Origin of the sequence: Pseudoalteromonas sp. TAB23, assembly GCF_000498075.1 — a bacterium.
GTDB classification, from domain to species: Bacteria; Pseudomonadota; Gammaproteobacteria; order Enterobacterales; family Alteromonadaceae; genus Pseudoalteromonas; species Pseudoalteromonas arctica.
In genome coordinates this window covers 1-11,128 of record NZ_AUTP01000154.1, presented here as the reverse complement: position 1 = coordinate 11,128, position 11,128 = coordinate 1, and the positions used below count along the sequence as shown (strand labels likewise).

The window sequence follows — 11,128 nt, the reverse complement described above, 5'->3', positions numbered from 1 at the left end:
GATTACAACGATACGTGGTTAGCTGCTGAATGGGGGCACCCTTCTGATAACTTAGGTGCTATTTTAGCTGTAGCCGATCACTTGTCTCAAGTCAGAATCGCAAATTCACAGCCTCCCCTGACTATGCGAGACGTACTTGAAGCCATGATTATGGCGCATGAAATTCAAGGCGTTATCGCATTAGAAAATTCTTTTAATCGTGTTGGCTTATGCCATGTATTATTGGTGCGTGTAGCCTCAACGGCTGNGCCATATCTCAAGCATGGGTTGATGGTTCTGCACTGCGTACTTATCGTCATGCACCAAACACTGGGTCTCGTAAATCTTGGGCTGCGGGCGATGCAACTGCCAGAGCAGTTTATTTAGCTGATATGGCAATGCGCGGTGAAATGGGTATACCCAGTGCATTAACAGCTGCGCAATGGGGGTTTTATGATGTCTCTTTCTCCAAAACTAATAAAGACCAAGCACTAAAGCCTGAAGCGCAGCGCACGTTTTCGTTCTCCCAAGGTTACGGTTCATATGTAATGGAAAACATTTTGTTTAAAATTTCTTTTCCAGCAGAGTTTCATGCGCAAACAGCAGCAGAAGCCTCCGTTATTTTGCACCCTCAAGTAAAGTCGCGTTTAGACGATATTGAGAAAATAGTGATCCGCACCCACGAGTCAGCCATACGCATTATTTCTAAAACAGGACCGCTTGCCAACGCAGCTGACCGCGACCATTGCTTACAATATATGATTGCCGTTCCTTTGGCATTTGGGAACTTAACTAGCGATCATTATGAGGACGACTTTCACAACACGCACCCTATCATCGATAAACTACGCGACAAAATGGAGGTATTAGAAGATAAACGCTTTACAGCTGAATACTTAGAGGCGGACAAACGCTCTATTGCCAATGCAATTCAAGTTTTCTTTAACGATGGTAGTAAAACAGAAGAAGTGGTTGTTCAGTACCCTTTGGGTCATCGCCGTCGTCGTGAGGAAGGCATTCCATTATTAGAGCTTAAATTCAAATCTAATTTAGCAACACGCCTTGCAACCCAACAATGCCAAACCATATTTACCCTTTGTAAAGATCAAGCCAAGCTTGAAAATACGCCAGTAAACAGCTTTATGGACTTATTTGTTATTCAATAAGTTAAATTGCAGTATGTACGGTGATACTGTAATACCAATTCGCTTAATTAAGTGATCTATTTTTAGGTAATAAAATAGCTCATTAACAAAGCGAGCTTATAATATACAATTGTTTTATATGAATATTTTTTAAAACGAAGCTCTAACAAAACACAGCAAACGGGACTTATTATGACTAATGAAATTAAACACTCAATCGCAAACTTTGCAGCCTTAGAAACTTCAATAGCAAATGGGGAAGAACAATCGGTAAAAGAATTATTAGCAGATCAGTCAATGCAAGAGCTAGAAAAAAGCTACCTGTTAGACTTAGCTAAACTCGGTAATAACAGCGCTATCATAAAGCTATTAAATGATATTCCCGCAAAAAAATAGACGCTCGTGGCTATGTTATTACTCCATAGCTAGCGAGTTAATCCATGTTGTAAGGTAATAATTGATTGTTCTCGTTTTACTTATGATGACTTGTTTTATTTAGGCTATTAATATAATCAATAAGATTATTTAAAGGTATTGGTTTGGAATAATAATAGCCTTGAACCCTTATACTGCTGAATCGAGATAAATAGGCGATCAGCTCAGCATTTTCAACACCTTCAATGACCACTATTTTTTTAAGCTCTGTACAAATCTTGATGATACCTTCTAATAAAGCGCGTTCTTGGCCCTCATGCTCAGCACCAATCGTGAACTCCCGATCTATTTTTATAATGTTAGCAGGCTGCCTCGACAAGTAAGAAAGGCTAGAATATCCAGCGCCAAAGTCATCAATCGCAACATTAAAGCCCTTAGCCATCAGCTTTCTAAGAACGCCTTCGATAACCCCTTTTTCTGACATGACTGTTTCAGTCACTTCAACGGTGAGCCGATGTGGCTCTATACATTTATCAGAGACTAATTGGCAAATATTTGCAACAAACCCTTGCAGCTGTAATTGCTGGGGTGAAAAATTAACAGCCACAGTAATATTTTTTAACTGCGCAGTATTACTCATATCTTTAAGTACCTGTGCTAGTACTTGTTTGCCAACTTCTAATATTTGCCCCGTTTGCTCTGCTATAGGTATAAAAATAGCCGGGGAAATATACGCACCATTACTTTTCCATCGCACCAAACTCTCAACACTAATCACTTTGTTATCAGATAAACTATGGATTGGTTGGTAATACACTTCTAAATCACCATCTTTAAGCGCTTTTTGAAGCTCTCCTCTAATGTGGACTATTTCTTTATGCTTATCATCCATTAGCTTATGATAAAAACAAAGCTGATTCCCCCCAAGGGTTTTCGCACTGTCCATAGCAATATCTGCATGCTGTAATAGTACTTTTGAATTTCCTACTCTTTCTTTAGACATCGATATACCAGCGCTGGCTGTAAGATAAATATCAACGTCCTCTAAATAATAAACGTTTGCTAAAGAGCTTATTAATACTGATATTTCTTCTCTTAGTTTATCTTTACTTATATTGCTGTAATAAAGAATAAACTCATCATTACCAAAGCGTGCTATTGAGTCGGTTGTCAGCGCGTTATTTTTAAGTCTTCTTGCAACTAACTTGAGAACTTTATCGCCTATGGCATGCCCTAAACTATTATTTATAGAACTAAAGCCATCTAGGTTTATAAAAACCATTGCACACGGTGAGTTTAACGCTTTAGCCTGCTTAGACTGTTTAGCGCTTATTTCATCATCTAGCGCATCTCGGCGAATTAGTCCTGTTAACTCATCATATTTAGCCATTTTAAACAGCTTTTTTGATTGTTGTTTTAGTAGGTATGAAGAGTCTGAAGCAAGTATAAAAATATAGATAAAGATGAAAGTAAGCCAAATTATAATTTGTTCGACTTTTGCTCTTTCTTTTAATGCGGAGTAGTTATTAATAAAACTATATATATTGTGATTTAAAATGCCCATTACATCGACTTTTTCTACAATATAGTCACTGTATAAACTCAATAGTATATTTAAATTGTATACGTTTTGCTTTTTAGCATTAACAGAAAAGTAAACTTGAGGCGTCAATTCAATAAATACATCAAACGTATTTAGATAATCTATGTACCTGTTCTCAATTAATAAATTCATGTCTAGTAAAGCTAAAACTTGATACTTACCGCCAGTAACTGAATTTATAGGTATCGAAAACATAATAGTCGGCGTACTCGTTTTCAACGTTAATGAATTAGCTGCAAATCTAACTTCATCCGTAGTTGTATTTAACCAGTTCACTACAGACTCACTTGATAGAAATCCACTGGAAATAAATTGCTTAGAAAATATGTCACCTTCAACTAACGTAAGATTTTCATCAAGAATAAGCATCCCTTTGATGATTTTATAATCTCTCGCATAATTTTTCATATCAACAGCGGCAAGCTTTAAAAAATTATCATGACTCACTTTTTCTAATCTCGACTTAATTCGAGATAATGACTTTTTATGCTCATCAAGATTTTTATTAAGCATTGTCCCCACTAAGCTTATTTTTTCTCGTGCTTTTTCTTCTTCACTACTCACTGTTTTTACTGCACTAGCGTACCATAACGACACACCCGTAAAGATAACTAAAAACATGACTGTTTTGGTAAACTTAGCCCCTTTAGTTATCGTTGCAGAACATAAAATTTTAATAATGAGCGCTGAGAAAAAAGAAAAAACCATAACGGCATTTAAAGCAGAAATAAATGGATTATCACTAATTAAAAAAAACTTTTCGTCAACGACTCCCCACAAGCTCAATTGAAAATTTAAGAAAAAAGCACATCCTAAAATGCCTAATACAGGAGTCACATATTTAATTTTTTTTGAAAATTTAAAATTAAATAATAAAGTTAAGATTGAGCCTAAAACTAGCGATATTAAAGCGGTACTAATAGAAATTATAGGCATCAGAGGTATTTCAAGTAAAATACTCTCCAACCCACCCAAAATTACTACAACAACAAAAAACTGAATAAAGCCTAAATATAAAATACTTGCTGCTGATTGAGTTAGAGATAACCGCATGAGTCTGTTGTAACCTTCTAATTTGAGTCGCCAAGATCTTAAACTGTAAAGCAACTGCCGTATTAGTACAGTTAAATTTAATTATTTTGTATTATATTAAATAAAAAATTACGCCCTTTATAACTAGATATTAGATTGAGGGAATAATCTAATGAAAAGTAAGTAGATTCATAGTCATGCCATATCATCTGCTTCTCATTTTAATACCAACCTGCATAAATATTTGAACAATTAAAACAAATTAAATCACTCTATAACGTTGCTAAATAGACCCCGTATATAAGCAGATTGGTATAACTGAATAAACTAGGATTGACTGTCCGGATATATTGAGCACACCGAATCATTTTACTTAACTCGATTAAAAGAAAAGATCCTGGATATAAGTTGATATCACATACATTTGATTGAACTGACACCTTAGTAATACACTAATATTGCCATTTCAATCAGTCGATTACATATCTGAAAACCGGTTAGCCGATTGCACAATTCTTTTTATCTCATTTTCTTCAATATCTTTTATTGTATCAAGCAACGTTTTTGCGCTTTCGATATCTACACGAGAATATATATGAATGTATAACTCAATAACTTGTTCATGATGGTTTACTATTTTCTCCATAATGTCTGAGATATCTAGCTCTTCAAAGAGTGAGTTACAATCAACGCGCTCAATAATTGAGTGCTTTTCGATGTAATCAAAACACCAGGTGTTTAGCGCTTTTTCGTCTGCCGTATTTTCAAATCCTTGTACAATATTCTCTAAACTCTCCTCATGCTCAGATAGATAGCGAAGCATCATTCGTGCTCCCTCATCCTTATTTTGTTTAGAGCTCTGGTTTAGGCTATCTTTTAAGTTTTTGTGAAATAAAACGGTCCAATTGAGTACATCTCTAATTGTTTCAATTTGCATTTATTGCTCCTAAGTTTGATGATATCTATACAATATTTAAATATGAAGCATGCTAATTTTTGGGATTAGGCTCACTCGCCTGAGTGTGTTGTAAATACTGAAATAGCTCACTGTCGGTCGATAATACCAATGTTGTGTTTTTGCTAAGGGCAAGTTCAAGCGCCTGCAACGAGCGGGTGAATGCATAAAATGCGACTGCTTGATCATTTTTGTTATAGGCTGAGGCGTAAATTGCGGCTGCTTTAGCATCAGCTTTACCTCTAATTTCTGTTACTGCTCGGTAGGCTTCAGATTGAATTTTATCTAAGTCTCGCTCTCTGTTACCTTGTATACGGGCAGCTTCGCCTTTTCCTTCTGACAAAAAGCGTTCTGCTATTTGACGACGTTCGCTGATCATACGTTCATAGATTTTAGGGCGTACACTTTCATTATAATTAATACGTTTAAAGCGAATATCCATAAGCTCAATACCAAATACTTTTACTTTTTTGGCTGCAGCATTAAATATATCTTGCTCGACAACTAAACGTCCCATGCTTATAGGCACTAAACTACCAATATTCTGCTCTTTTTCAGCCTCGGTGAGTGACGAGTCACGCAAAGGTTGGCGATCTTTCGTTGTACGAATAATTTCGATCAATTCATGTGTCGCTACTGCATTACGCGTTTCACTACCAAAAATATCATCAAGCCTAGACTGTGCGCTTCGCTCATCACCTAAACGTAAAAAATACTGCAACGGATCGGTAACCTGCCACCGCGCGTAAAGACTTACAGAAATATAAAGCTTATCTTTGGTCGGCATATCAGAAGGTGTTCCTTCCCATTCCAGCACGCGCTTATCAATAAAATTAACTTGCTGAACAAAAGGCATTTTGAGTTGAATACCCGCCTCTCTAATTGGCTCTCCAACCGGTTTACCAAACTGAGTAATAACCACCTGCTCTACTTCGTTAACCGTATATAAAGCGCTATACAAAGTAACTCCTACAATTGAAGCTAAAATACTGCTGCCAACGATTAAATAAGATTTCATGGCTGCTGTCCTTTTAGTGACGTTAAATTGAGTAAAGGTAATACACCGCGTGCTTCGCTATCGATAATAATTTTATTTTTTATCGTTGGCATAACATCAGTCATTGTTTCTATATATATTCGTCTGCGTGTTACCTCAGGTGCCAGTTGGTACTGTGCAAACAGCGCATTAAAACGCAAAGCGTCGCCTTCAGCTTCATTAACTCGCTTAAGGCGATAACCGTCGGCTTCTCTTATTCGTTGGTCGCGCTCCCCCTCAGCAAGCGGAATAACGCGGTTATATTCGCGACGCGCTTCGTTAATCAACTTTTCTTTTTCTTGTTGAGCCTGATTAACTTCATTGAACGACCCTTGTACTGGTACGGGTGGGTTAATGTTTTTTAGTTGAACCTGATCAATACTAATTCCCATTACATATTTGGTTGCCAATGCCTGCATTTTTTGTAAAGCCTCAATTTCAATCCCTTGCCTGCCAATGGTAATTACTTCATCTACAGTTCTATCGCCTACAACTTCACGCATAACTGATTCAGACACGTATCGTAAAGTGCCTGCCGGGTCGCGCACCTCAAATAAGTACTTTTGGGGATCGGCTATCCGATATTGAATTACCCATTCAATCAGCGCAGTGTTTAAATCGCCAGTTACCATTTGGGTTTCTTCGCGTTGATTTGTTGCAGGTGAAATTTTTGGCGCAAATGAGCGAATATTATTTTCAGGATTAATATTTTGATCAGGGTCGGAGGCTCCAGGAGTAGAAAAACCAAACTCCTGCTTTAACTGTCGCTTAGTAGGCACTATTGTGACGTGATCAACACCTAATGGGATTTTTACATGTAAGCCCGCAGGCAGAATTTCTTGAAACTTACCAAACCTTAATACTAAAGCAACTGAATCACTGGGAACGGTATAGACTGCGCTATAGCCTGTAGCAATCAATCCCAAAAACAATACTATGGTTAAACTTGTGCTAAATTTTCCACTCAGCAACTTCTTATACTTTTTAAACGCACCGCTCATCACTTTATCGATATCTGGCGGACCGCTTTTACTTTTAGAATTTGGACTATTTTCGTTTTGTGTAGAAATAATATTCTCCTTTTTAAGAAACCAAAAATATGGAGCCTTATTACTACTTTAGATTGTCATAAGCCCTAGCCTAAAGCGCCAACGTGCTTCGCAATCTAGGTGATAACTTCCTCTGTATAATTTAAGGGTAATAATTTAGGGGTAATGCTTTAAGGAATAGTTTTAAGATTTAAATTCATGCATTTATAGATTAATTTAAAGCCAAAAAACCTTAGTAAGACATTAGCGTATTTATTTTAATTGGTCTGTTCGCTACAACACATAGCGTGTTTTAAACAATAGGTTTAATTGATCAATAAAGGGTTAAGTACAACTAATGAGTACACATTATTGAATACCCATTAGCCCCTTCTCGCCCCTTCACGCCCTATTGCGGCGTTGAATTAATTGATTTATTGCTCTTTTTTGAGGCAACCACTCGAATATATAAAACCCCAAGTATTGCAGAAAGAACCGAAGCCACTAAAACCGATGTTTTTGCGTTATGAAGATGCTCGGCTTGCCCATCAAACCCCAACGTAGCAATAAAGGTAGACATGGTGAATCCAATCCCGGCGATAAGTGAAGCACCAATAACATGCTGAAGATTGATGCCCTCAGGCAAGCAACCTATTTTGTAGCGCAAAGCAAGCCAACACGCACCCGAAATACCAATAAACTTACCAACAACAAGACCACTAATAATACCTAAGCCAACGGGATCACTGAGACTCTCAACAAATGAACTAAAGTTAAAAACCACACCCGCATTAACTAAAGCAAATAGCGGTAAAATAAACAGTGCGACAGGCAGGTGCAGCACATCTTCCCACCGACGCAAAGGTGTACCCGCATTTTCGGCTAAATCACGAATTTCGAGTACCTGTTTATGATCCTGTCTGCTAGCCAGAACATCTACTTTCTCTATTTCTTTTTGCATAGAGGTAATGGTTGTTTTTGCCTTTTCAAGCGACCTTCCTGAGCCCAACATTGAGCGAGCAGGAGCCGTTAAAGCAATAGCAACACCTGCTACAGTAGGATGCACACCTGACTGTAACATCATCCACCAGGTGGCAAGACCAATGATAATGTAAAAAAGCGGTTGTCTTATTCCGGCATAATTGGCGGCTACTAAAAAAGTAAATAGAACAACGGCGCATGACAAATACATCACCGATATTTCTTGGGTATAAAACACGGCAATAACGAGTATTGCCCCCACATCGTCAACAATCGCAAGACCTACAATAAAAGCCAACAAGCTTGTTGGTATATGTTTTCTTACAATTGTAAGCACACCTAATGCAAACGCAGTATCGGTTGCCATGGGTATACCCCAACCAATCAGTGAATCTTGCCCCCAGTTAAACAACGAATAAATACCAGCCGGCACGACCATTCCGCCTATGGCGCAAAAAATGAGCATGTGTCTATTTTTGGGCTCAGCTAAATCTCCAGCAAGTACCTCTCGTTTTATTTCAAGCCCAAGCAATAAGAAAAATATCACCATCAAACCATCATTAATAATGTGTTTAAGCGAGGTTTGTAGCTCAAAGTTTCCTAATGAGACTCCAATAGGCGTATGCACTAAGTTCAGATAGGTAGCTGAATAAGCTGAATTTGCCCACCATAGTGCAATGATTGTAGATACCAGAAGAAACAGACTAGAGGTGGTTTGAGCACGCATAAAATTAGAAAATGGGTCGTGCATATAGTCTAAGCCACGATTTAGTATATTTTTAGAATCGTTAGGCATATCAGGTAGCCTTATAAATTATGGGTATTCGTTTTATCAAAACTTTTAAGATTTAAGTTCTCCAGTTTTACTATCAGTCAACAAACACTTCGCCTTAAAATTACTAGCATTAAGACGAAGTGCACACCCCTAATTAATCTAATGTAAAATTAGATTAGAGATAGATTTAATCATTGTGTTATTACGTTATAAGGATAAATATTTTCGCGGTTTTGGAATGCCAAAATAGCCGTATTTTTAATTATTCCTTGCTCAATGTTTATTGCACGGCGAATGGTTTCATCTTTTTGCCACTGCAAAGCACCTTTAAGTATCGTTTGTAAATATACAATGAGCGCCGCAGAGATTGAACGCGTCGCGCTTTCCCATAAATAACTCGGTGTATGATCAACGCCATAATAATCCGTGTTGTTATATCGAAATAAAGGGTTTTTAAACGTTGTCGGCTTTGCAAAAAAGAATCCCATTCCCTCATCACAGCTAACATCAATAATTAAGCTGTTAGGTTTTAAGCAGTCGGCTTCTGATTCAATTACAAAGTTAACCGGATGAGCTGTTTCTTGATAAGTCCCGTTCACGATAATATCGGCTTCGCTAATAAGATCGCTAAGTGGTCGATTAGTCCCATCATGTTCAACAACCATCATGCGAGCTTCTCCTTCAAGACCTTCTCGTACCTTAACATAATGACAATCTAATATTTCTTCACGGACTTCGTGATCAGGGCGCTGAATACAAATTGTAATATCTCTAAAACCATGCGCTTTAAGGGCGTAAATAGCGCCTCTACTCACTGCACCAAAACTAAATATAATCGTTTTACGTTGATCGCCATAATGACCATCAATACCCTTAAGTTGCAAAGCATGTATTACAGCGCAATACCCTGCCATTTCATTGTTTTTATAAAAAGTATGGCGCCCTACATTTCCTTGTGGTGACCACACATACATATCTTCAAAAGCAATTAAGGTAAGTTTACGTTCAATTGCCGCTTGTGTTATTTCATGCTGTTGAACGCAGTGGGCATAACCCCAAATAGTGCCTCCTTCGCGCATTTCTTCTAAGTCAGCAAGTACAGGCTTTGCGATAATGGCAGTGCCAATATGGGTAAGTATTTCGCTGCGAGATGCAATGCCACCCGTTAACGTTGCAATATATTCATCGCTAACATTAAAAGCGGTGCCATAGCCTTGTTCAAACACCATTTGTTTTCTAAGATTTTCGGGAATTCGTAATAAGTGCTCTGGGTGAATAGGATACCGTCTTTCATCTGTCTTGCGGGATGTTCCGATAACGCCGATAGTTAATTCACTCATGCTAAGTCCTGTTTATAAAGTAAGTACGCTTGAGTTCATCAACGAATCATCATACTTCGCCAATAAACTTAGGCGGTGTTTTTTCTGTACGTTTTTGGCTCGGATGAACCAACTCTATTTTACAAAGGTGTAATTTTGACAATAAATAATGAAGAGCAGTGAGTTAACTTGCATTGAGTTGCAAGCTGAAGACTATTACCTTTTGAGTAAAAGTGCTGAATGAGTATATCAGAAATAAGTATTACTAACTTGAGTATCTCAAACTGAAATAAAGGGAGTACTCGCTAATTACTGAGGTTTTAACTTCGCAAGTTATTCTGTAGAGCAGGTTTAATCCGCTTTATATTGGGCTAGCTGAACGTTTGGCTTTTATATCAACTCCGGCTATGTGCCAGTGTAGGTCGGATAAGCGAAGCGCCATCCGACACAGTAAAATACCTTGCCAATTATTATCAACATTTTATGTTGTCGAGTGGCTGGNGCCATGAGCGGACGGTGGTACTAACTCGTTTATGCCCCAAAACGAGTTAACATGAATGGTTTAGGTGTCTACTTTTGTGGAGTCAGATCATAACAACTGAAGAGCACCAAGAAAATTTCTGGCACTCTTCAGAGGAGGCTCATTAGAACTTACTGAAATTATTTATTAGCGGCTGCATGCGGTTGTGGATCTTTCGCCAGTACGGCTTTTGACTTGCTGCTAGAGTAAATGAAATATAGTGCAATGCCCAAGCAAACAATAGCTCCGAGTCGGCTCGGCGAGAATGGAATTGGTTCATTTCCCAGCCAACCGAAATTATCGATCAGCATACTCATGGTCAACTGCCCAAAAATGACGGCGACAGTGGCAACAGCTGCGCCAATGCGCTGAACGGCCAG

The 11,128-nt window shown here is 38.1% G+C and carries 8 protein-coding genes and 1 pseudogene; 2 read left to right on the top strand and 7 right to left on the bottom strand.

Annotated features, from left to right (window positions below):
- Together prpD and L654_RS0106360 are read left to right on the top strand one after the other, a co-directional pair.
- A pseudogene (gene prpD, locus L654_RS01000000125625) lies at positions 1-1,145 on the top strand (2-methylcitrate dehydratase); the annotation flags it as partial.
- Positions 1,146-1,316: 171 nt separating this feature from the next.
- A complete protein-coding gene (locus L654_RS0106360; protein WP_024594219.1) occupies positions 1,317-1,520 on the top strand; it encodes a hypothetical protein in 204 nt (67 codons plus the stop codon).
- Between the two features lie 76 nt (positions 1,521-1,596).
- On the opposite strand, the gene L654_RS0106355 is transcribed toward L654_RS0106360, so the two are convergent.
- From L654_RS0106355 to L654_RS01000000125620, 7 genes are all read right to left on the bottom strand, one after another.
- Positions 1,597-4,155: an EAL domain-containing protein gene (locus tag L654_RS0106355; RefSeq protein ID WP_024607595.1), complete on the bottom strand. Its 2,559-nt coding sequence runs from the start codon at positions 4,153-4,155 to the stop codon at positions 1,597-1,599.
- Between the two features lie 457 nt (positions 4,156-4,612).
- Entirely contained in the window at positions 4,613-4,960 is a 348-nt protein-coding gene (locus L654_RS0106350; protein WP_225305723.1) for an ATPase, read from the bottom strand.
- Between the two features lie 163 nt (positions 4,961-5,123).
- Complete coding sequence (gene hflC, locus L654_RS0106345) at positions 5,124-6,107, bottom strand: protease modulator HflC (protein WP_024607594.1); 984 nt, start codon at positions 6,105-6,107, stop codon at positions 5,124-5,126.
- The gene (gene hflK, locus L654_RS0106340) at positions 6,104-7,045 is read right to left on the bottom strand and encodes an FtsH protease activity modulator HflK (RefSeq protein ID WP_002962612.1); all 942 of its coding nucleotides are present in this window, start codon (positions 7,043-7,045) and stop codon (positions 6,104-6,106) included. The genes hflC and hflK overlap by 4 nt, the downstream gene beginning before the upstream one ends.
- A 517-nt stretch (positions 7,046-7,562) precedes the next feature.
- Positions 7,563-8,930: a Na+/H+ antiporter NhaA gene (gene nhaA / locus L654_RS0106335; protein WP_024607593.1), complete on the bottom strand. Its 1,368-nt coding sequence runs from the start codon at positions 8,928-8,930 to the stop codon at positions 7,563-7,565.
- A gap of 170 nt (positions 8,931-9,100) precedes the next feature.
- On the bottom strand, positions 9,101-10,249 hold the full coding sequence (locus tag L654_RS0106330; RefSeq protein ID WP_024607592.1) for a N(5)-(carboxyethyl)ornithine synthase: 1,149 nt from the start codon (positions 10,247-10,249) through the stop codon (positions 9,101-9,103).
- Between the two features lie 639 nt (positions 10,250-10,888).
- Positions 10,889-11,128, bottom strand: a 240-nt coding sequence (locus L654_RS01000000125620) for a DMT family transporter (protein WP_024607591.1), incomplete at its 5' end; no start/stop codon positions are given.